The 21,021-nt window shown below is 38.9% G+C and carries 20 protein-coding genes and 1 pseudogene; 11 read left to right on the top strand and 10 right to left on the bottom strand.

Annotated features, from left to right (window positions below; genetic code table 11):
* Nucleotides 1–285 precede the first annotated feature (285 nt).
* Nucleotides 286–999 carry a DUF554 domain-containing protein gene (locus EKM61_RS03950; protein ID WP_225359738.1) on the bottom strand — a complete coding sequence of 238 codons (714 nt, stop codon included), beginning with the start codon at nucleotides 997–999 and terminating at the stop codon, nucleotides 286–288.
* 202 nt (nucleotides 1,000–1,201) lie between these two features.
* Between EKM61_RS03950 and EKM61_RS03945 the strand changes: the two are divergent.
* Both EKM61_RS03945 and EKM61_RS03940 read left to right on the top strand, forming a co-directional pair.
* Nucleotides 1,202–2,005, top strand: a pseudogene (locus EKM61_RS03945) (fumarylacetoacetate hydrolase family protein).
* A 540-nt stretch (nucleotides 2,006–2,545) separates the two neighbouring features.
* Entirely contained in the window at nucleotides 2,546–2,935 is a 390-nt protein-coding gene (locus EKM61_RS03940) for a hypothetical protein (protein ID WP_068225534.1), read from the top strand.
* 184 nt (nucleotides 2,936–3,119) lie between these two features.
* On the opposite strand, the gene EKM61_RS03935 is transcribed toward EKM61_RS03940, so the two are convergent.
* On the bottom strand, nucleotides 3,120–3,800 hold the full coding sequence (locus tag EKM61_RS03935; protein WP_068225533.1) for an alpha/beta hydrolase: 681 nt from the start codon (nucleotides 3,798–3,800) through the stop codon (nucleotides 3,120–3,122).
* A gap of 109 nt (nucleotides 3,801–3,909) precedes the next feature.
* Between EKM61_RS03935 and EKM61_RS03930 the strand changes: the two genes are divergently transcribed.
* The 3 genes from EKM61_RS03930 to EKM61_RS03920 all read left to right on the top strand — a co-directional run bounded on the left by EKM61_RS03930 (nucleotide 3,910) and on the right by EKM61_RS03920 (nucleotide 6,931).
* A complete protein-coding gene (locus EKM61_RS03930; RefSeq protein ID WP_068281161.1) occupies nucleotides 3,910–4,473 on the top strand; it encodes a TetR/AcrR family transcriptional regulator in 564 nt (187 codons plus the stop codon).
* A gap of 544 nt (nucleotides 4,474–5,017) precedes the next feature.
* On the top strand, nucleotides 5,018–5,953 hold the full coding sequence (locus EKM61_RS03925) for an alpha/beta fold hydrolase (protein ID WP_068225531.1): 936 nt from the start codon (nucleotides 5,018–5,020) through the stop codon (nucleotides 5,951–5,953).
* Nucleotides 5,954–6,277: 324 nt separating this feature from the next.
* Entirely contained in the window at nucleotides 6,278–6,931 is a 654-nt protein-coding gene (locus EKM61_RS03920) for an SDR family oxidoreductase (protein ID WP_068225530.1), read from the top strand.
* A gap of 349 nt (nucleotides 6,932–7,280) precedes the next feature.
* Here the strand turns inward: EKM61_RS03920 and EKM61_RS03915 are convergent, their stop codons facing one another.
* The 6 genes from EKM61_RS03915 to EKM61_RS03890 form a co-directional block, all read right to left on the bottom strand.
* The gene (locus EKM61_RS03915; RefSeq protein WP_068225529.1) at nucleotides 7,281–7,487 is read right to left on the bottom strand and encodes a helix-turn-helix domain-containing protein; all 207 of its coding nucleotides are present in this window, start codon (nucleotides 7,485–7,487) and stop codon (nucleotides 7,281–7,283) included.
* A gap of 9 nt (nucleotides 7,488–7,496) precedes the next feature.
* Nucleotides 7,497–7,976: a DUF2975 domain-containing protein gene (locus tag EKM61_RS03910; protein WP_068225528.1), complete on the bottom strand. Its 480-nt coding sequence runs from the start codon at nucleotides 7,974–7,976 to the stop codon at nucleotides 7,497–7,499.
* A gap of 212 nt (nucleotides 7,977–8,188) precedes the next feature.
* Nucleotides 8,189–9,436 (bottom strand): MFS transporter, encoded by a 1,248-nt coding sequence (locus EKM61_RS03905; protein WP_068225527.1) that lies wholly within the window; start codon nucleotides 9,434–9,436, stop codon nucleotides 8,189–8,191.
* 3 nt (nucleotides 9,437–9,439) lie between these two features.
* The gene (locus EKM61_RS03900) at nucleotides 9,440–10,141 is read right to left on the bottom strand and encodes a hypothetical protein (protein WP_068225526.1); all 702 of its coding nucleotides are present in this window, start codon (nucleotides 10,139–10,141) and stop codon (nucleotides 9,440–9,442) included.
* On the bottom strand, nucleotides 10,138–10,851 hold the full coding sequence (locus EKM61_RS03895; protein WP_068225525.1) for an ABC transporter ATP-binding protein: 714 nt from the start codon (nucleotides 10,849–10,851) through the stop codon (nucleotides 10,138–10,140). Before EKM61_RS03895 ends, EKM61_RS03900 begins: the two co-directional genes overlap by 4 nt.
* 99 nt (nucleotides 10,852–10,950) lie before the next feature.
* Nucleotides 10,951–11,583: a TetR/AcrR family transcriptional regulator gene (locus tag EKM61_RS03890; RefSeq protein ID WP_068225524.1), complete on the bottom strand. Its 633-nt coding sequence runs from the start codon at nucleotides 11,581–11,583 to the stop codon at nucleotides 10,951–10,953.
* Nucleotides 11,584–11,765: 182 nt separating this feature from the next.
* Here EKM61_RS03890 and EKM61_RS03885 point away from each other — a divergent pair, with 182 nt between their 5' ends.
* Nucleotides 11,766–12,434: a response regulator transcription factor gene (locus EKM61_RS03885; RefSeq protein WP_068225523.1), complete on the top strand. Its 669-nt coding sequence runs from the start codon at nucleotides 11,766–11,768 to the stop codon at nucleotides 12,432–12,434.
* A complete protein-coding gene (locus tag EKM61_RS03880; protein ID WP_068225522.1) occupies nucleotides 12,431–13,327 on the top strand; it encodes a sensor histidine kinase in 897 nt (298 codons plus the stop codon). The genes EKM61_RS03885 and EKM61_RS03880 overlap by 4 nt, the downstream gene beginning before the upstream one ends.
* A gap of 5 nt (nucleotides 13,328–13,332) precedes the next feature.
* Here the strand turns inward: EKM61_RS03880 and EKM61_RS03875 are convergent, their stop codons facing one another.
* Nucleotides 13,333–14,103 (bottom strand): ABC transporter permease, encoded by a 771-nt coding sequence (locus EKM61_RS03875; RefSeq protein ID WP_068225521.1) that lies wholly within the window; start codon nucleotides 14,101–14,103, stop codon nucleotides 13,333–13,335.
* Nucleotides 14,096–15,022 (bottom strand): ABC transporter ATP-binding protein, encoded by a 927-nt coding sequence (locus EKM61_RS03870; RefSeq protein ID WP_068225520.1) that lies wholly within the window; start codon nucleotides 15,020–15,022, stop codon nucleotides 14,096–14,098. The genes EKM61_RS03875 and EKM61_RS03870 overlap by 8 nt, the downstream gene beginning before the upstream one ends.
* Nucleotides 15,023–15,447: 425 nt before the next feature.
* Between EKM61_RS03870 and EKM61_RS03865 the strand changes: the two genes are divergently transcribed.
* The 4 genes from EKM61_RS03865 to EKM61_RS03850 all read left to right on the top strand — a co-directional run bounded on the left by EKM61_RS03865 (nucleotide 15,448) and on the right by EKM61_RS03850 (nucleotide 20,706).
* On the top strand, nucleotides 15,448–17,217 hold the full coding sequence (locus tag EKM61_RS03865) for a CocE/NonD family hydrolase (protein ID WP_068377051.1): 1,770 nt from the start codon (nucleotides 15,448–15,450) through the stop codon (nucleotides 17,215–17,217).
* A gap of 131 nt (nucleotides 17,218–17,348) precedes the next feature.
* Complete coding sequence (locus tag EKM61_RS03860; protein WP_068225518.1) at nucleotides 17,349–18,257, top strand: LysR family transcriptional regulator; 909 nt, start codon at nucleotides 17,349–17,351, stop codon at nucleotides 18,255–18,257.
* A 315-nt stretch (nucleotides 18,258–18,572) separates the two neighbouring features.
* Nucleotides 18,573–19,139, top strand: coding sequence for a PadR family transcriptional regulator (locus EKM61_RS03855; RefSeq protein ID WP_068225517.1), 567 nt, complete (start codon nucleotides 18,573–18,575; stop codon nucleotides 19,137–19,139).
* Nucleotides 19,126–20,706 (top strand): MFS transporter, encoded by a 1,581-nt coding sequence (locus EKM61_RS03850; RefSeq protein ID WP_068225516.1) that lies wholly within the window; start codon nucleotides 19,126–19,128, stop codon nucleotides 20,704–20,706. Before EKM61_RS03855 ends, EKM61_RS03850 begins: the two co-directional genes overlap by 14 nt.
* Nucleotides 20,707–21,021: the final 315 nt, after the last annotated feature.

Below are 21,021 nucleotides of genomic sequence, written 5' to 3'. Positions count from 1 at the left end.
AGCTAAATGGTTAAATTAATTAAAATATGCCCTGTGATACCAAGGGATCAGTCTGTCTTCATACTTTCAAGTTTCAGTTTGATGATTAGTAAAAGCCTCTTTTAACTTCTTATTTATTCTGTTATAAACGAGTGGAGTATAGCAGACTGAATTGGTGATTTCATGTTTTAAACTATTTAGAGAACTAATATGACTCAACTTCCTTTGTAAATACTCTTTAATTTCAAATCCTTTGCAATGGCCTAATTCTGTGACCTGGGTCAACAATAATATTGAATAAGATTCTTAAACGTATGCCACATACAGTACAACCACAATCAGCGCCGGCAACATATTGGCCACCCGAATTTTCATATCAAAAAGCAAGTTCATCCCAATACAAAAAATCATCATTGAACCAACTAACGAAATCCCGTTAGTCATGGCGGTTGATAGAAATTGATTGATTAAAACTGCTAGTAATGTGATTACCATCTGAAAAATAAAAACCGGTAGCGCACTGAAAACAGCACCAAGGCCAAAAGCTGACGCATAGATGGCCACAATCACGGCATCTAAAATTGCTTTTGTGAAAAGCATGGTTGGATCATGCTGCAGTGCATCTTGCAGTGGACCGATGACGGCCATTGCGCCCACGCAAACGGTTAATGAGGCACTGACAAAGCCGTCCACAAATTTAGAATCATCAGCAGAACCAACGTGCCGCCGTAACCATTTGCCAAATTTGACGAATTGATTGTCAATGTCGATTAGCTCGCCAATCAAAGTTCCTAGTACTAGTGAGATGGTGGCCATAATCGTTCCGGTTGTACTAATTTTAGTTCCGTGAATCACCAAAATTTGGGCTAGCGCACCGGCCAAGCCAATAAAGATTACGGCAACGCCAATCGCCTGCATAATTGCTGTTTTCAGTTTTTCATTGAGTAACCGTTGAAAAATGTACCCGATAATACCACCGCCAACAATTGCTCCTGTGTTGACGAACGTTCCAGTTCCCACTATGTAAATAACACTCACTCCCTTTAACTAATAGCGTTATTATACTATACCGTCTGGAATATGGTTTAAAAGTACACTAGTTTTGAAGAAAATGGTTTTAAGTTCAGTTGCTAATTGATTATTTACCAATTAAAATATAGTCAGTTTAGCATTCGTAAGTTAATTACCGTACTCGTTAGTAAAATGTGAAGAGGCTATTTTTATGAAAATTGCAAGATTGTCTAACCGACCATTCTTAATTGTGGATAGTCATCATGGTAGGCCAATCTAAAATTTTGAAAAGGTGGAAGAAGCAGCGCTACAAGCAAAAAGTGCCTTAATCCTTGGCGATTTAGTTGCGTTCGACGTTAATCAATTACAGGCACCAGTGAAGGCGCCATCGCAAATTCTTGCGGTGGGCATGAATTATGCGGATCACTCCAAAGAAATTCATTTGAATCTACCAAAAACACCGAGTACGTTTACAAAGTTTGTTAGTTCACTAGCCGATCCAAGTGCTGAAGTTAAACGCCATGGTCCGCGAACAGATTGGGAAACCGAATTAGTGTTAGTAATCGGTAAGGCCGGCAGAGATATCGACGAGCAGGATGCTTCAGCGCACCTAGCAGGTTATATGATTGGAGAAGATATCTCTGATCGTGACGTTCAATTTGCCAACCACCCGGCGCAATTTTCATTGGGGAAATCATTTGAACACTATTCACCAATTGGCCCGTGGCTGACCACACCAGATGAAATTGCTGATTTAGGGAAGCTAGAGATTATCACTAAAGTCAATCAGCAAATTATGCAACAGTCATTACTTGAACAGATGGTATTTAGTCCATCTGCTTTGATTAGTTATTATTCATCGATTATTGAATTACACCCAGGTGATTTAATATTCACGGGAACTCCCAGTGGAACAGGCGTTGGTCACGATCCAGAAGTGTACCTTAAGAAGGGCGACCTGCTGACTGGTCAAATCAGTGAATTAGGGCAATTGACCATGAAGATTGTTGATTAACAGAAAAGTGGTTTTAGACTTGTATAAACGTGAGTCTAAAACCACTTTTTACTTTAAAACTTAAACAAGTAACTGCAAATAAATTATAGTGCTAATTGCTGATTTAACGGGAATGCTATGAAACTTAGCATTGAAATTTAACGTCAAATTCACCTGCCACAATTGGTTGCTAGTATAATTAAACAAATGATCTATTCTTTGAGTAAAGAGGTGTTCATGATGGAAATTGGTGAACGATTAAAGTCTGCACGGCGGGCCAAACAATTATCTTAACAAACAGTAGCAAATCAGATTTATGTGTCACGGCAAACTATTTCTAGTTGGGAAACCGGCCGTAGTTATCCCGACATTGCCAGGTCATGTTAGGAAAAGCAGATTCCTGCGGTTAGCTACAACAGCCAAATCACCTTTTTCAAAGGTAATTCGTCTGTTTAGGCTAATCCTCAAAATCTAAACGCTTTTCCAAACATTTCTAGTCTTATTGCGCTCAGTGACATCTATGAACTCTCTTTGGACCAGCTACTCAAGGAGGATGTCAAAATGATGAATAATATTAAAGCCAAGGAAAGAGAATTGAAGCAGGCCAGGTATGTCTACTGGGCCTCACTAATAGTTGATTTATTGCTCGTTGCAATTCTAGTGTTGGGTTTATATCTCAAAGAGTTAGCCGTCTCAACCACTGTGCTTGGATTGTTGTTGGCCATTATTATTTTTAATGGTTTCGTGCTAATTTCGTCCACTAATAGGTACCGAAAGTTACAAGGAAAACCTTTAGCGACAACTAAACGAGAATGGAATCGGCTGACCGTTGGTGTGATAATAGTGGTGGTTATTGTTAACGGTTTTGCTATTTGGCGGCAGGGATTAACTAGCTTTACATCCGGCCTAATGGTTGGTAGCACTTTATGTGGTGTTTTGATACTGAAGTGAGTTAAAAAAATGACTATTTTTTTGGTTAATTTTATTTTTTAACTGTGTTGGAAAATAAAAAGTTGGTCACTAATTTACTTGTTTCTTCAGCCTTTTCAATTAAAACGAGGTGGCTGGCATTGTGTACTGTTTTAAATAAGGTTTGTGGTAGCCTGCCATAATGTTGTTGGTCACTTAACCGTCCCTAATTGGTTGCTAACTGATCTTGATCACCAAAAATAATTAATGTTGGGATCGAACTATAGGGCATTAAACGCTGGTCCATCGGTACGTTGGCCGTATAGCGAGCAAATAAAGTTAATTCTTGTTTGATTGCAATACGTGACTTTTGAATTAATGGTTCAATTATAAATCTTGGATCGCTAATGTTGTCTGAATTCAATAATGATCTGTAACTAAGCCATCGTTGCAAGTGTCTTAATACGAATTTGATCATTGAACTAATAACTGGAAATCCTAATAATTTTACACTTGGATTTAAATGGATGTATTTTGCTGTTACTGATGTGCTAATTAAAATTAATGCTTTAACTTGGATAGAACGTTGCGTTAACATTTCAGTAGCAATACTGCCTCCCAGTGAATGACCAATCAGTATAACAGGAGTAATTATTTGTAATTTATCGATTGCGGCCCATAACGATTGGGCCGCTTTTTTAACCGTATAATTACTGGTGTTAATATTATCTGATGGGGGTGTTCCTAATAAATTAAAGGCCAGGACATCATATTGCTGCAAATATGGTGTCATCATTTTAAAATAAGCTGCCGAACCACCAAGGCCATGAATAGCGATTATGACTGTTTTTCCGGTTAAAGTTCCGGTGTAAGTTAATTTACCAAATGGTGTTTGCACGGATTTCATTGTTAATTGCTCCTTCTATGTTACATACTGTTATATAATTAATTTCACAACCAAATTATATTTTAGCTCTAGTAGAAGCACAATCACACAGTTAGAGTTATGTAACAAAATGAGAAAGTTGGCACATATTATGGATAAACGGCGAGCAACATCACATCAGGCTATTCTTCAAGCACTAGCTCAGTTTGCGGTGGAGGGGCATCCATTTGCTACACTCACCGTGGCAGATCTTGCGAAACAAGCGCATATTTCGCGACCGACGATTTATCGTAATTATCTTACACTTAAAGAGCCACTGTTGTTGGAACTGCGGATTAAAATGACTGCATTCACTGATTCATTACAAAATGAACCGATCAACAGCACATCATTTTTTAAATCAATTTTATTTTACTGGCAGCAAAATCTTGATTTATTTGAGTTACTTATGTGGGCTGACCTCACTAATGATTTAAATCACATCTTTGCGCGATGGATCGTCACAATATTGGATAAACGGTCTTTATCAAAACAGACTAAGACTTACATTGCCAATTTTTATGCGGCAACGACGGTATCTTTTATTCACACCTTCATTGATATTCACGACTTTTCTGACGCATCAATTGATCAAGCGGTGCGCTTATTAAATAAATTGACGAATGATTGTGGTCAACTGTTTTACCAAGAATAGAATCTACAAATGCTTAAAATAAAGTATATAAATGGTATATGTTAATTTTAACGACTATTTTATTTCAAGATAAAATGCCCCATAATTGCTAGCTAATCTGCTAATAATTATGGGTACTCCATTTTACATTGCCTTTTTTGGGGGACAAAACAGTAATATTAAGTTATTCAAATTACAAAATAACAGGCCGATTTCCTTAACTTTAGATTATGCCGATTGAATGGAATGAATTGACTATTGGCATAATATCATTGTTGATTGTTGCCATTTGGCGGCAAGGGTTAACTAGTTTTACATCTGGCCTAATGGTTGGTAGCATTTTGTGTGGTGTTTTGATACTGAAGTGGATTCATAATGATGTAGATAGACACAAAAAATAATTTATAAATTATTTTATCAGTGTTAGGCTTCTGAAGTAGAGCCAATCTGATTGATTGAAGGCAAAGGATTGGTGGTTGTTCACTATTTTTAAGACCTCATTTTACGGTATAATAACCAGCGTACACGGAAAAGTTTTAAAAATAAATGAATGGAGGTCATTAATATGACGCAACCAATATTGGATCACGAAAGCAATGTTTTTAAGCAGGCCGAGGCGGCGGAAACAAAGCTACTCAGCGATTACGGGCTGAAGGGTGAAAATCGCTGGCTGACGTATCAAGGCCTTCAAGTACGAATCCTAATTATTGGGGAGGGCACTCCGGTTTTAGTGGTTCCAGGAAATACTGGCGACCCATACCCGTGGATTCCACTGTTTTCTAAACTACCTGGTTATAAGTTTTACGTAATGGCACGTCCAGGTGGCGGCCTAAGTGATGGTATGGATCACAATCAAGTGGAAGTCCACGATTTTGCCATCAATCTATTTACTAGTGTATTGGATCAACTAAAATTGGATCGGGTACCACTGCTTGCTCACTCGATGGGGGCCCATTGGAGCACTTGGTATGCGTTGGCCCACCCGGAACGGGTTACGCAAGTGATCACAACCGGTAATCCAGGCCGCATACTAATGGACAAAACGCCAGGATTCTTGAAGGCGATGGCACTACCTGGTGTATCAAAATTGGCGGATAAACTTGTAGTGCCGAAAGATGCTGATCACGCGCTGCGCAACCAGAAGTTGATGGGGACTGATCCAGATGCTGTGGCTAAACTGCCGCATTCATTCGCTGAAGCAACTTTTGCTTTTGATCAGTTGCCAAGTTTTGGGTTGTCCACCATCAGTTTGCTGCAGGCAATGAATGACCCGAAGAAACATAACGGAATTACCGCTGAACAGCTTGCAACGCTACAGGTCCCCATGACCTTGTTGTGGGGCAGTAATGATACCTTTGAGAAGCCTGAACTTGGAGAAAAAATTGCGCAGGCAACGCCACAGGGCAGGTTGGAAGAAATCAAAGGAGCAGGTCACATGCCGTGGTTGGATCAGCCGGAAGAGGTTGCCAACATAATTTTGAAACAATTGGCGGCTAAATGATTATTTTAAGAACGTCGTCTTTAATCAAGTAGTTAGTTCTCTTTTAAGGGGATTAGCTACTTTTTCTTTATAAATACCATACTGGGTTTCTTGTTACGACAAGAGCTTTCAATTTTGCTGAATTTAAATTGCAGAAACGCGAACTAATTGAATCTTGTGCTTGCTATGGAGTGTACACGATGGTTTATACTACGGGCATAGTCGAAATGACGAAAACTACTGATCTTGAAGAGCATAGATCTTTTGAAGGCGATCAGTAGCCAGACGAAAAAATAATGGTTATCATCATTATTTTTATTATTCTTGAAATTGGAGGAATTTAAAATGACCAAAAATGTTTTAATTATTGCAGCTAATGGACAAATTGCTCGGTTAGTTGAAGAACAAATTTTGAATGAAGATAAGTTTGCAGATGTTCGCTTGACGCTTTTCTTACGTAATAAGTCCCGGTTAGCCGCTTTGGCCAACAATTCGCGGGTCACGTTGATTGAAGGTAGTTTGGATAGTCTAGAGGATCTCAAGCAGGCGGTTAAGGGTCAAGACATTGTCTTTGTTGGGGTGGTGGATCACACTAGTGACAACCATCAGACGCAAAACGTTGTTGCCGCAATGCAGGCAGCTGGTGTTAAACGATTGGTCTACACTAATGTTCTGGGTATTTATGACGAAGTACCTGGCGCTTTTGGCAAGTGGAACCAACAAACGATTGGTGCTGGATTATCATCGGCATTGAAGTCCGATCAAATCATGGAACAATCAGGATTAGATTACACAACACTGCGTTTGCCATGGTTAAATGATCGTGAAGTTAAGTATGAAATCACCCATAAAAATGAGCCGTACCTTGGTGTTTCGGGTTCACGGAAAAGTATTGCCGATGTTGTTTTACGGATAATTGCTGAACCAGAATTTTTGAAAAATGATAGTGTTGGGATAGCTGATCCGGCAACGCAAGGAGAAAATCAACCAGTTTATTAAGGTAAATGATAGATTGATTTGTGGTTTAAGTTTACTCACTTTTACTTAAATAATTAGGGTGGCTTTTCGGCCCTTTGAGGATGCATTGTATAAAAATAATAGCCTCAAAAAGTTGGACTAAATATGAAGTACCTCATAATCGTTAGATTCTTTGTCTAACAATTATGAGGTGTTTCAATGTCTTACTTTTTGAGGCTATTTTTAGTAAATTCGATAATTTAGCAATCGTGCATTAAATTCGGTTGTTTAAGTGTCTTAGCAGAATTATTGTCAATAACTGCATTACCTGCAATAACAGTATTTTTGCTGAATGACGCCAAGCAAAATAGCAATCTGGACATTATTTCACTTACAGTGCACGATATTCGAGAATGTCTCCGGGTTGACAATCCAAGGCGGCACAGATCGCTTCTAGCGTAGAAAAACGAATTGCTTTGGCCTTGCCGTTTTTTAAAATGGAAAGATTGGCCATGGTGATGCCGACGTGCTGTGATAACTTGGTAACGCTCATTTTACGTTTGGCCAGCATAACGTCTAGATTAATAATTATTGCCATAGGCGCACCTCAGACCGTTAAGTCGTTTTCGCGTTTTAACGCGATGGCGTGGGTCAATAGTTTTTGTAAAACGGCCGCGAAGACTGCAATCGTACTAGCAGCAACCACAAACAGGCAACAAATAACAATGATTCCGGGGGCGTCTTGTTCTTGCGCGGCGAGGTAGGACATGGGTAGACCGAGAAAATACAAACCGCTCATTACCGCTGCACTCACTTTAATTTTGCGTAAGGCGTGAATCGACAATTCGGAAAAAGCGCTGTCGTTGTCAATGTAGCTAAGCAGCAATAAACCTTGCCATAAAGCTACATAAAATGCCGCGGCACTAGCGTATAAACCAATAGAAGTAGCGGCATACATTAATTTAAGGTTCCAGTGCGGGGCCGTAATCGCACTAGAAACTAAGGGCAGTGCCACGATACATAGACCTAAAACGAATAAGGCCATTAAATAAATTACGGATTTAAGAAAAAGTGTTTCACGTTTCATCAGCGTTCACCTCATAATTTAGTTGATTTTATTTTACCATAAATTTATCGTTTATCAATAAAAATATATTCTTTTTCAATATAACTATTGTGCTGATGACGGTTTGAATTAGTGGTTTAGTGATTGAAGAGTAGGAAGAAAAAATGAGATGCAGAAGGTCACCTTGTTTCACACATTTTAGTAGTTGCCAAAATTAATATATGAATAGAAGATCATCGTGGCTTTGTTTTTTTATTATCAGTAGGGTGGTCAAAGATTTGCCAACTGAATTTTGCTAACATAATTGTGATTGTACTAATTGCGCCTACTAAATAAATCATTTGCGTGTTGGTTAGCGTATTACTTAACCAGCCAAACAATATTTGGCCTAGTGGTGTTGCCAACGTACCAGCGATCATGACGAATGACATTAAACGACCTAATAACTGGGGCTCGGCAGTGATTTGAATAAAAACGATCAATTGAACCGAAACCATTGTGACCAAGGCAAGTAAAATAGCGACAAGGCCTGTCATAAAGTTAAAACTGATTGCCCGTTGTGTGAACCAACCTAGTGGCAAGGCCAGGGTTAGAAAAAGTAAACCAATAATAACAAGTTGTTGTGGAATTGAGGCTGGGTGAATTTTTTTCGAAAGAACACCGTATAAAATTGAGCCAAGGAGCCCACCGAGTGCGAAGAAAGCGTTCATGAGACCAAATTGTTGATTGCTGACGGCTAATTTAATTCTGGCCAGGTAAGGGATGACAACTTGAATAAATGAACTTAAAAAGAGATTCAATAAAAAAATTAAAAGATAAATCTGGAAAATCGCTATTTGACGTTTTAGGTAAGCGGTGATTTCCAAAGTATCCGCTTTAATAACTTGCTGAATTGACACAAATTTATTTTTGACCGGTAGTTCCTTGAAGTGCAGGAAATACTCAAGGCCAATGGCAAGGATGAAAAACAAACCGCAAAGTAAGAAAATAAATTGCATTGCATTTTGCTGGTAAATTGCACCGGCCAGAATTGGTCCAAACAAATTACCGAGGATGCCGATACCATTGACAATACTGGTTATTTTGGGTAGATCATCAGCGTTACTGATCAAAGGAATCGTCGACTGTGCGATTGGCGTTTCAAAAGCAGAGACCATTCCCATGATACAGGTTAGCCCGCCAATGAACAGAATGCGATTATTGGCGCCAACTGCCAAGGCCATTAGAATAGTCACGCCAAGATAGGCACTATCCATCAAGATCATGACCAACCGTTTATTCATTCGATCGGCCAAAATGCCACAGAAAGGTAACATCACCAACCGGCCAACAACGGCCAGACTGGTGATCACACTAAAAGTTAATGCAGAGCCGGTTAAATCTAAAATGTATAAGGAAAGTGCAAATTGAATGATGACTGTTCCGATGACCGAAAACAATTGGCTCAAAATTAGCAAAATCCACGTTTTTATGTAGACCATGGGCTAAACCTCCATTTTGTCGACCTTTGAGATCAGCGATAAAGTCACGATTACAGCCAGAAACAGGTAAATGAAAGTAAAAGCATAGAAAGTAATGCCGCTGCCAAGACTAGCGGTGTTACTCATCAATGAAAAAAGAATGATCGCAGAGAAAATTAATAATGCCAATGAATTCTTTTTCCAACCGATCCACAGTGAGCAAAGACTGATTGCCGGTACAATCAATGCAGATAACAGGATAAAAGGTAACTGACCAAGATAAGTAGTCAAGGTTAATTGATCCTGAACGATTGGTATGACTGCTTCAATTCCGAGAAAAATTGAAATAACTAGCGCAAAACTCAGCATTGATAAAACACCACAAAACAGATTCACGAGTTTTAATTTTACAAATAATAATTTGCGGCGAGAGACCGGATAACTTAATGTCAGGTAGACGTTTTTTTCTGAATAGGCGTTCATCACGATTTTTCCCATCATGGTGGCGCCAAGAAAAGTGAAAGCGGCAGTATTCAAGAGGAAGCCCATTAATAAAATAAAGTTATAGGATAAAAGCTCCGGATCCGTGGTTGCTGTTGTTGCATCAAAATAAGGGACGCTGGCAAAGAAGTAAACGAAAATTAACACGATGAGTGGAATGAATAGGGCAATCCGCAAATAGTTTTTAAGATCAACTTTTTCAAGTTCCAGTTTGAATAATTTCATTTGGCCAAACCCTCCATTAAATTGATCATCGCTGTTTCAAAATCAGTTGAGTCAGCGGCCAACCAGACCTCTTTAGTCTCATCGGCAACGATGCTTCCTTCAGCGAGAACCACAATCCGTGTTGCGACGCTTTGTACCTCTGCCAAAATATGGCTCGACATAACAATGGAGACACCAGTTTTTTGCAAACTTTCCAGCAAACGACGAAAATCGCGAATTCCTTTGGGATCAAGTCCATTCAACGGCTCGTCAATAATTACCAATTCAGGCTTGTGCAACAAGCAACGTGCAATTGATAAACGTTGTCGCATGCCCAAAGAGTATTGTTTGACCGGCGTTTGATTGCTGGGTTCAAGATCGACGGCGAGCAATGCTTGGTTAATATTGACGGCTTTAACACCATAATAGGCGGCGTGGATCTGTAAATTTTGCCAACCAGATAGATGTTCGTAGAAAACAGGTTCATTGATTGTGATACCCATGTGTTTCCGAATTTTAGGGTCAGTCGGATCCGAATTGAGAACCTCGATTCTACCGCCCGTACAGGTTGCCATGCCGGCAATTAATTTGAATAAAGTAGATTTACCCGCACCGTTTTTGCCGAGGATTGCGCAAATTTCACCAGGTTGAATTGTGAGATTAATTTCGCGTAAAACAGGCTTTCCCTGATAACTTTTTTCAAGGTTATGAATATTGATGATTGGTTTCATAGTTTACCTCCGTAACATACTATTGGTATGTAATATTTTAAAAAATATTGGCTAGCTAACATACTAGCAGTATGTAGCTCGCCTAAAAAATAGCCGCTGCTATTCTTTTTTCAAATGATTGAATAATTTGTAAATCAGGTCCAAGAGCTCATCGTTGATCACTGGTACGCCTAATCCGTCAAAAGTCAGTTTGATAAAACTGATTTTACGGCGTAACTCATCTTCTGTGAGTACTGAAGACTGGAAACCGATCCAAATATTTAACGTGAGGACGATTAAATCAGCCAATTCTTCTGGATAGTTCGTTTTAATTGAGCCATCCGCACGGCCTTCTTGAATTAATGCCTGAATTTCGGGGACCGCATATTTGAACATGTCGAGATATTGTTCACCAAGTAATCGCGGACTGCGCAAAGTGATTGCCGCCGAGTAGGCGAGCTTTTGCTGTTCCAAATTGCTAAAGGCCTCTTTCAACGAATTCTGCAATTTTTCCAAACCATTATTGCCGTGCCATTTGAATTCACCAACGTCCTGTTCAGTCACATTAACGATTGCCTGTAAAATATCAAATTTTGACTTGAAGTGATAATAAATAACACCCTTGGTCATGCCGCCAAGCTGATCAATAATGTCTTGAACACTTGTATTATCGAAGCCTTTTTCCAAAAATAATTTTCGTGAGACCTCCAGAATTTTTCTACGTGTCTCTTCGGGATTACGCCCTCTTGCCACGAATCATTCACCGCCTTTACATACCATTGGTATCTAATGCCAGAATAAACTCCTTTGGTAGTTACGTCAACTAGAATTTTAGGAACAGGATAGGGGCTTTATTCGGAAGAAACTGCAAATTTCTTGATTTTCACTTTTTGTGACTTGTGCAGGTTATAATAGATTTAAGGTGGGATGTGTCTATGAAAACAATTTTAATTGTCGAAGATAATAATGAAATGCAGGAATTACTCAAAAAAGTTTTGCAAGCACATTATCAGCTTGTCAGCGCTTATTCCGGGACAGAAGGATTACTGTTGTTTAATGCAAATTCAATTGATTTAGTTTTGCTCGATCGAATGTTGCCGGGAAAAAGTGGCGATGAAGTTTTAGGCGAACTCCGCCAGCAGACAAAAATTCCCGTCATTATTTTGACGGCCTTAGATACACGTCCAGATATTGCCAAACTTCTATTGGCGGGTGCAAACGACTACATCACGAAACCATTTGATATTGAAGAATTACAGGCGCGCATTAGTGTTCAATTGCGAGATCATGTCACTAAAAGTACTGTGGCAAGTGTGCAGTATAAGGCCATTACGTTATTACCTGCGACTTTTTCGATTACCAATGGCGCACAAACACAATTACTGAAAAAGAAAGAATTTGATATTCTCAAAACATTATTCACACATCCAAAACAAATCTTCACTAAGAAGCAACTTTACCGTGCAGTTTGGCAGGCAGAATATTACGACGATGACAACACGATGAATGTTCACCTTAGTAACTTGAGAAAAGTTCTGCAAACAATGGATCCTAACAATAATTATATCCAAACGGTATGGGGAATCGGGGTCAAACTCGCATGATGATTTTAGCAATTATAGTTATTATTTTATTGTTGCTTTGTGGCTACCTGTTGTTTGTTTTATTTGACGTAAAACGGGTGATTTCCCAGCTAAATGTGATTATCCAGGATTCCACAAATCAAGAACTGAATCTCCATTCGCGTAATTTTTTAGTTAAGGATCTCGCTCACAAAGTGAATCTCTTATTAAATAAACATCAAAAAAGTGAGCAGCAACTCTACCAGTTGAAAGGGGAACAAGATGTCGCCATTCACAATATTGCCCATGATTTAAGAACTCCATTGACGGTGGCCAGTGGGTACACGCAAGTTCTGCTGAAGAATACAACTATCCAAAATGATGATCGACAAAGTTTGGAACGGATCGAACAGAATTTAAATAATGTCGCCAAGCATCTAGATTTATTGTTGATGTATAATCGTTTGAACGAACATAAATTGGCTCTTAATTTCCAAAAAATTAACGTGACCAACTTCCTTCAAGAAATGATTTTGGGGATGTACGAAGCGCTTACAAGTAAAAAAATTGAACTGAAACTAAATCTTCAGTCCAATTGCTGGTGGGTGGTCGATCATGATGCATTCCAACGGATTTTACAAAACATTTTGGGCAATATTTTAGAACATGGAACTGCCACGGCCACGATTACTTTAAAAAGTGATGACCAGCGTTTGTGGCTAAAGTTTGAGAATTCGTTAGCCCAACCAATTAGGAATCCAGATCGGTTGACTAATCGTTTTTACACCGAGGATTTAGCGCGTAAGTCGGAAAATGCCGGCCTAGGTCTATACATCACGGAAAAATTGGCCAAGCTGATGAATGGCACAATGACTATTCAAACCAAGAAGACAAATTTTACAATTGAATTAGCCTTTATCAAAAAAAATCTGTGAGTGAATCACAGATTTTTTTGATTGAAAATATAAGTAGACAATAATCCACAGACAACAATGGTGCCACAGGCTGCCAAAATGTAAAACTCTAAATTTTGGGTTGATAAATGAGTGAAATAGGCAGAATCGATCGTTCCCTGAAAATCGAAGTATTTGAGCCAAGCAACCTTAATGAAAATCATGTGTAAAATGTTCACCAGTAGTGGAAAAATAATAGTAGTTACAACAGCCGAAATCGTAGAGAACGTGATAAAGAGGACTAATATAGAAACAGAAAAAATTGCTAATAGTAATAACAACTGTAATAAAATTGCTTGTGCCATTTTAATTCCAAAATTTAATGTAAAAATACCAAATCCGTTTTTAATACCAGTAACGACATAGACTGTTCCGTAATATAAAATTACTTGAAGCAAAACAATTACGATAAATACAGAATATTTTGATAAATAATAATTTAGCCTTGTCATACCGCTACTTAGAGGATTTTTATAGGAACGCCGTGAGAATTCAAAACCAGTTGTCATAATAAATAATGGGAGAATTAAATAAATCAAAAAACTGCACATGCTGGTCATTAATTTTGTTGCTTTAACCGCGTTCCAGGCGCCACCGGCTTGCTGAAATTCCTCTATCGAGTCAGAGCGAGCACCAATAGTGCCTAAAGTACCTGTTAAAACCGAACTTAGAACTAAAGCAATCAGAATAAATTCGGTAATGTAAAATCCTTTGGAGTGTTTTAAACGATAGAAATCACCGCGAATCATATTAAACATCTTGTTCACCTCCCATTCCATCAATTAATTGTTTGAAATATTGTTCCAGATTTAAACCTTCACGCGTAATCGTTGATAATTGGACTTGGTTTTCAATTAAACTAGATGCAATCTTTGCATTAGCAATATCCAGTTGATAAATATTAATCCGATGGTCGTTAATCACTTTAAAATTAGAGCAGCCAATTTTTCGAAGCACATTCGTGGCCAGATCAGGATTATCGACCTCAAGTTTGATAAATTCACGGCTCTGTTCTTCAAATTCCTGCTTAGTGATTTCCTTGACGATAGTACCATTATTTAAAATGCCAAAGCGTGTGGCCAATTGATAAAGTTCATCCAAAATATGACTTGAAATTAGAATCGTCATTTGTTGGGTACGATTGAGTTTTAAGAGTAGTTCACGAAATTCAACAATAGCGATTGGATCAAGACCGTTAATTGGTTCATCCAAAATAAGGAAATCCGGTTTATTGAGAAGGGCAATTGCCAATCCCATTTTTTGCTTCATTCCCAGAGAAAAATCTTTAAATTTCTTTTTTCCTGTTGTATCTAGGCCAACAAACTTTAAAGTGTCATCTACAGCGTTTGAATCAACCACGCCATGGATTTTACTGTAATAAATTAAGTTTTGACGGGCCGTTAGCTGGTCAACTGCCACTGGACTTTCGATAATACTTCCGGTTCGCCTGAGCTGGTGAATATAATTTGAGCCCTTAGTTACACCAAACAGAGTAATTGTTCCTTTAGTAGGTTGAATAAGTTTAATGATTGATTTTAGAATGGTGGTTTTTCCAGCACCATTTCGCCCGATGAGCCCATAAATATCACCACGATGAAGCGTGATATTAACATCATTTAAAACGGTTTGCCGACCAAATTGTTTTGCTACTTGATCAATTTTTAAAACCTCTTCCATCATTGCGACCTCCTTTTTCTGACTATCTTCAGCATGTGGTCAGAATCTTAACAAGAAGTTAATTGAAAGCTTAATTATTTATTAAATGGTGTTGGTAGAACGTAATAAACAATGTTTTTTTTCCTAAAATTATAGTCATAGCTGCCTTTTTAGAAATTATTGTGTAAATTAATAACATTGACATATTTTTGATTAGCAAAAATTTGTCGGAAAAATACGGGCAAAGTTGCTCAACATACTCCAATTACCAGTTGACTTACTATAAAGGTCTTTATGAAAATGTTGAAGCCACCTGCTATTCACTTTATAAATAACACGGTATTCATAAAATGAGTATCCAGAAAAACGATTGTACTTCCGCAATGCTGGCCGATATACTTCAAAGTAGTTAATCACTTAGACATATTTAATTGGAGGTAATACGAATGACTGTAAAAATTACTGAAAAAATGAAATTTAGCCCATCTTTTGATTACATTGATAATGGCGTTGAACATGGTGTTCTTAGTCCATTTGAAACAAAAGAAATGATTTTAAAAAAGGGTCAACAAATTGCTGAAGGATTCAAACCATTAACTTGTGATATTAAAATGTTAAAGGACGTCCCGGTTAAATTACGCGATGGCGTCACAATTTATACAGATATTTACCTACCAACAACTGGCGAAAAGGTACCAACATTGATTGCTTGGAGTCCTTATGGTAAGAGCGACGGTACGGCACCACGTTACGTCAATCTTTTCAATATGCTTGGGATGGGTGAAAAATGGAATTCTGGTTTAACTAAGTTCGAAGCGCCAGATCCGGCCTATTGGGTATCAAAAGGCTACGCTGTTTGTAATCCTGACATGCGTGGTATCGCTCATAGTGAAGGTAATACAACTATGCTCGGTTCACAAGAAGCAGAAGATGGCTATGACCTAATTGAATGGTTGGCCGCCCAATCATGGTCTAATGGTAAAACTGCATTGACGGGCACATCCTATCTGGCCTTTTCTCAATGGTATATTGCTGCCGCAAAGCCACCACATTTAACTTGTATCAACCCGACTGAAGGGCTGGCTGATGGCTACCGCGATTTAGCCTATATTGGCGGTATTCCAGACGAAAACTTTATTGAACGTTTGGCGGTTAACCATGTTAGTGCAACTGGCGCAAAACGTGAAGATTTGACGAAGGAATTGCAGGCTGAACCTTTGGCTACAGCAGATATTTGGCAAGATAAAGTTGCTCATCCAAGTGAAATCACTGTTCCTGCCTTTGTTATTGCCAGTTATTCAAACACGTTGCACACAATGGGAACATTCCGTTCGTGGCGGACGTTAGGCTCAAAAGAAAAATGGCTTCGAATTCATGATCGGCAAGAATGGCCATATTACTACGATGAAGCTAATACCGAAGAATTACGCCGTTTCTTCGGTTATTATCTTTTAGACAAGGACAATAACTGGCCAGATACACCTAAGGTTCGTTATACGGTCATTGATTTTGAAGGTCATAATCAAACTGATATACCGGCCGCTGCATTTCCACCGGCCGGCAGCCAAAATACGCGTTATTACATGAATGGTTTAGCACGAACATTGCAGGCTCAGCCCGAAGTAAAAGATTTCCCGGTTAAATATGTGGCGGGTGGTCTTCCAGGACGGGCTTCATTCCAAACAACTTTTGCTAAAGATACGCAGTTTGTCGGCTATCCTAAGGCAAAACTTTTTATGGAAGTTGACGGCTATAATGATATGGATGTCTTCGTTTGGATTCAAAAATTGGATAAATTTGGGAATGTTTTAAGCGAATTTGTCGTACCTAATCACGGTGCTGCCCTCCAAGATTTCACGCAAGAAGGGGCATCTGCACTTCGTTATAAGGGTGCGTGGGGGCGTTTGCGCGCTTCAATGCGGCACCTGGATGATCAAGTCGCAACCGATGAGATTCCAGCATACACATTTGACCGAGTAGAAAAACTTGAAAAGGGCGAAATTGTTTCATTAGACATTGTTCTAAGTGCCATTGGCTTGGAATACAAAGCAGGTGAAACGCTAAGAGTTGTTATCAGCTCCAAAGATGAGCTCGGCGGCGTAATGCCTGGAACACCAGGTGGTCAGGTTGATAATAAGGGGGTACACATTCTCCATACAGGTGGCGAATACGCTTCCTACCTTCAATTACCATTAATGACAACTCCAGCAAATTAGTGGGTCGCAAAAATCTGCTTTTTTAAGTACGTTGCTGTTAAATAAATAATAGATATTGTCGAACTAGTATGTTTGTAGTAACTTTAAGCTAAAGTTGCTACAAACATATTTTTTTAGAATGGAGCTATCTATTGAAGCTATCAACGTTAAACTATTTTGTTGCGGTTGCGACTGAGAAAAGCTTTACTAAGGCTTCAGAAAAGCTTTTCATCTCGCAACCAACGCTAAGTAGACGAATTCAGGAATTGGAAACTGAATTAGGAGTCACATTATTTATTCGCCAGAGTCACTCGTTAAAATTATCGCGTGAAGGTGAAAGATTTTTAATTGAAACAACGGATGTTTTAGAACGCGTTGATCATTTAGCGCACATGTTTGACCAGCAAGCAAACGCGGGACAGACAGCAGTCATTTTAAAAATTGGTTATTTACCAAATTTTAATTTGGGGCACATGTATAAATTGTTGGATCGGTTTAAAGCTGAACATACAAATGTTCAATTTTTAATGAATCAGGATATACCGCTGAATTTAGCAGACGGTCTCGATGATGGGCGCTATGACTTGGTTTTTGGACTAACTTCTTATTTTAAGACCAACAAAAATATTAAGAAGTCGCTCTTTATGAAAAATCATTTACAAATTGCAATACCCATTCAGCACCCACTAAGTCAGCAGCAAAATATAGTTTTTGCTGATTTAAAGCAGGAAACGTTTATTTTACTTGAAAGACAACAGTCGCCAGTGATTGTGGATTACGTTATTAATCAAGGTCTTAAAAATGGGTTTAACTTAAAGGCAAATTATTACGTCAAGGATCTCGATGAGGGCCTGTCCATGGTTTCAATGGGGAAGGGATTGGCCTTTTTATATTCAGGAATGAATGATGGTACGTTGGAAGAAAAATATCACATCAAAATTAGTGATTTAGAAAACGTTGGCCGCGACCAGGATATTATCAGTGCCATTAATAAAAGTAATGATAATAAACTTCTTCAAGAACTGTTTGCATTTATAAAAAGAAATTCATCTAAGTTGTAAATAATCTGGTATTACCAGAATTGTTGTTTTTGGGTTAGATTTCAATTACGCAAGATTAGGCAGTAATCAGTTAATTGTTTAAATTCGAAAATAGATTAAAAGTGGTCCCTTTATGGTTAGCCGATGAGATAGCATCATTCATCAGTTAACCATAAAGGCCTTTTTTATCTGCTTAGCGCTAACCAATACCAAGAAGGAGCAGCCGTTTTTCGGAGATTTTAAGACTTCAAATAAAATTACTGAAAATATTTGGCTTGCGTAATATGTCGTACCGACGTATACTTAATCAGTCGCTACGACATATAGGAGGCAAACATGTATGAATTATTGATTTTAGGTATTTTAAGAACGCATAAAATGTCGGGTTACAAGCTTGGCCAAGTGCTGGAGAGTAGCTTGGTACCGCGCCGTGTAATTTCGAATGGGGTTATGTACCCGTTACTTAATCGCCTCACAAAACAAGGCTATATTGAAGAGATAGCCAGCCAAGATGAGTCTCGAAATAAAAAAATGATGCAGATTACGGAATTAGGCAAACAGCGTTTTCAAGAATTAATGTTGCTACCTGTGGCAATGGATGCCAAACGTGAATCGATTTATCGCTTTAAATTTCGGGGAATGTCTGGGGTGGATATCGCAACGCAGCGGGTAATTCTGAATGAATACGCTACAGCAACGCAGACTGATTTGGATGTTTACCGGCATTTTCAGGCACATTTACAAGCCCAGCTAACGAATGAAGAACCCACAATTGCTGCTTCGTTTGAGGCGGGATTGCGGGCGCTAGATTTAAGTATTGCTATTTGTAAAACTAAACAGGATTGGATCAAGCAATATCAGGCTGATCTGGAACAAAAGGAGAATCTTAATGCAACAGAATGAGAGTAAAGTAAGACAGTGGATTGCACTGGCAGCAATGAGTTTAGGTGTTTTTATGGGTCTACTTGATGTGACTGTTGTTAATGTGGCACTACCAACAATGGTGCGCAGTTTTAAAACAACTTTTACTAATCTACAGTGGGTGTTGAACGCCTACACTTTGGTCTATGCAGTAACCTTGCTGATTATGTCAAAATTAGGCGATATGTACGGCCGTAAAAAGATCTTCCTCGGTTCATTAATTTTATTTGTAATCGCTTCGGCTGTAAACGGTATGGCACCAAGTTTGTTGGCCCTAGATATTGGCCGTGGGATCCAGGCAATTGGTGGCGCCGGAATGATGTCACTGTCAATGGCGCTAGTTGCCTCTAACTTTAGCGGGCGCAATCGTGGTTTGGCACTGGGTATTTTAGGTTCGATTATGGGAATCTCAACTGCTTCGGGACCACTGATCGGTGGTTACTTGGTCGATCATTTTGGTTGGTCGGCCATTTTTTACGTTAATGTACCATTTGGTATTTTGGCGGTGATCATGATAATTATTTTTGTCAAAGAAACACCAAGTTACGGTAAGAACCAACGAATTGATTTAGGTGGAATGCTCCTTTCGGCCGCTGGTTTGTTTGCCATTATTTATGGCTTGATTGTTAAAGAAAGTCGGCCCCATTTAAGTTGGGCAAGCATTCAGGTTAGTGGCTGGTTAGTAAGTGGTGTCATTTTATTGATTGTTTTTGTGATCGTTGAGCTGCACGTCGCTGATCCGATGGTTGACGTTAGCATGTTTAAGCGGCCCCATTTTATTGGTATTATCCTTGTCGCCTTTGTTTTAGGTGCAGGTCTCTACGCCTTCAACGCTTATTTAACACCGTTGATGCAAAATTACATTGGCTATTCGGCCATCCAAACTGGTGTCCGTCAATTAACCATCAGTGCGTGGTCATTAATTTTGGGCCCAATTGTTGGTATTCTGAGTTCGCGTTATTCTAAAAAATGGATGATTGTCATCAGTTTATTTATTGGTGGAGTTGGCTTTTTATTGATTGCTCGGGCAATCAGTCCTGGAGTCAGTTTTGTTGATCTGTGGCCCGGCATGGTTCTGATTGGGTTTACCAACGGGATGGTTAATCCGTTACTGAATACGACTGGTATGGAAGGCGTTATTCCTAGTGAAATGGGGATGGCCTCAGGGCTTTTAAATGTCTTCCGGCAATTGGGCACAACAGTTGGAGTTGTCGGTTTAGGTCTCATTCAAAATTCACAGTATGAAACTTATCTCAATGGCCATCTTGGTCGGATCAACATGCCTGTTGCAGCAATGAATGGTTTGAAACAGGCATTGATCAAGGCCGGACCATTTTCTGGTCATGGAATTGCTTTTTCTCATCGTGTCAGTCAAGCACCATTTGCCCAAGCGTTCCAGCATGTGGTGGTTAGGGCCTACGATAAAGGAATGGTTGCTGTGTGTGTAACTACAGCAGGAATTGTTATTTTTGGCGGTATCGGTTCTATGCTATTATTGCATAATCACGTTGCCGCGCCAGAAATCTCGGAGCGGCCAAAAAATCAATAAAAATGGTCTGGAAAGTCAGACCATCTTCAAATGGCAATTGAAAATGAATTTTAAATAATCGCTAAAATAAAGGTTCTCGCAAACAAAAGTGTGGTTACACTTCTGGCTGGGAGAACCTTTTATTAATTATTAGGTTATTTGGAAGACTAATGGTTACTGGAGTTAATTAAGATTGAGATATAAGCAATCAATTTGAATAAAAATTAATTTGAATAAAAATTAATTTAGCAATAGGCCGTGAATAGGGAAATAACTGTTTCAGCCACTATCTGGACTTTGGTTCACCTAAAATTGATCGTGGCAATAAAGTCGGTA

The organism is Loigolactobacillus backii (assembly GCF_003946275.1).
Classification (GTDB): Bacteria; Bacillota; Bacilli; order Lactobacillales; family Lactobacillaceae; genus Loigolactobacillus; species Loigolactobacillus backii.
The sequence above is the reverse complement of the archived record's forward strand: the minus strand, read 5'-3'. Positions and strand labels throughout refer to the sequence as shown.

Bases quoted from the DNA above. Each gene is read 5' to 3' on its own strand.
- EKM61_RS03940 (WP_068225534.1), top strand. From the start codon at position 2,546: ATGATGAATAATATTAAAGCCAAGGAAAGAGAATTGAAGCAGGCCAGG.
- EKM61_RS03935 (WP_068225533.1), bottom strand. From the start codon at position 3,800: ATGAAATCCGTGCAAACACCATTTGGTAAATTAACTTACACCGGAACT.
- EKM61_RS03930 (WP_068281161.1), top strand. From the start codon at position 3,910: ATGAGAAAGTTGGCACATATTATGGATAAACGGCGAGCAACATCACAT.
- EKM61_RS03925 (WP_068225531.1), top strand. From the start codon at position 5,018: ATGACGCAACCAATATTGGATCACGAAAGCAATGTTTTTAAGCAGGCC.
- EKM61_RS03920 (WP_068225530.1), top strand. From the start codon at position 6,278: ATGACCAAAAATGTTTTAATTATTGCAGCTAATGGACAAATTGCTCGG.
- EKM61_RS03915 (WP_068225529.1), bottom strand. From the start codon at position 7,487: ATGGCAATAATTATTAATCTAGACGTTATGCTGGCCAAACGTAAAATG.
- EKM61_RS03910 (WP_068225528.1), bottom strand. From the start codon at position 7,976: ATGAAACGTGAAACACTTTTTCTTAAATCCGTAATTTATTTAATGGCC.
- EKM61_RS03905 (WP_068225527.1), bottom strand. From the start codon at position 9,436: ATGGTCTACATAAAAACGTGGATTTTGCTAATTTTGAGCCAATTGTTT.
- EKM61_RS03900 (WP_068225526.1), bottom strand. From the start codon at position 10,141: ATGAAATTATTCAAACTGGAACTTGAAAAAGTTGATCTTAAAAACTAT.
- EKM61_RS03895 (WP_068225525.1), bottom strand. From the start codon at position 10,851: ATGAAACCAATCATCAATATTCATAACCTTGAAAAAAGTTATCAGGGA.
- EKM61_RS03885 (WP_068225523.1), top strand. From the start codon at position 11,766: ATGAAAACAATTTTAATTGTCGAAGATAATAATGAAATGCAGGAATTA.
- EKM61_RS03880 (WP_068225522.1), top strand. From the start codon at position 12,431: ATGATGATTTTAGCAATTATAGTTATTATTTTATTGTTGCTTTGTGGC.
- EKM61_RS03875 (WP_068225521.1), bottom strand. From the start codon at position 14,103: ATGTTTAATATGATTCGCGGTGATTTCTATCGTTTAAAACACTCCAAA.
- EKM61_RS03870 (WP_068225520.1), bottom strand. From the start codon at position 15,022: ATGGAAGAGGTTTTAAAAATTGATCAAGTAGCAAAACAATTTGGTCGG.
- EKM61_RS03865 (WP_068377051.1), top strand. From the start codon at position 15,448: ATGACTGTAAAAATTACTGAAAAAATGAAATTTAGCCCATCTTTTGAT.
- EKM61_RS03855 (WP_068225517.1), top strand. From the start codon at position 18,573: ATGTATGAATTATTGATTTTAGGTATTTTAAGAACGCATAAAATGTCG.
- EKM61_RS03850 (WP_068225516.1), top strand. From the start codon at position 19,126: ATGCAACAGAATGAGAGTAAAGTAAGACAGTGGATTGCACTGGCAGCA.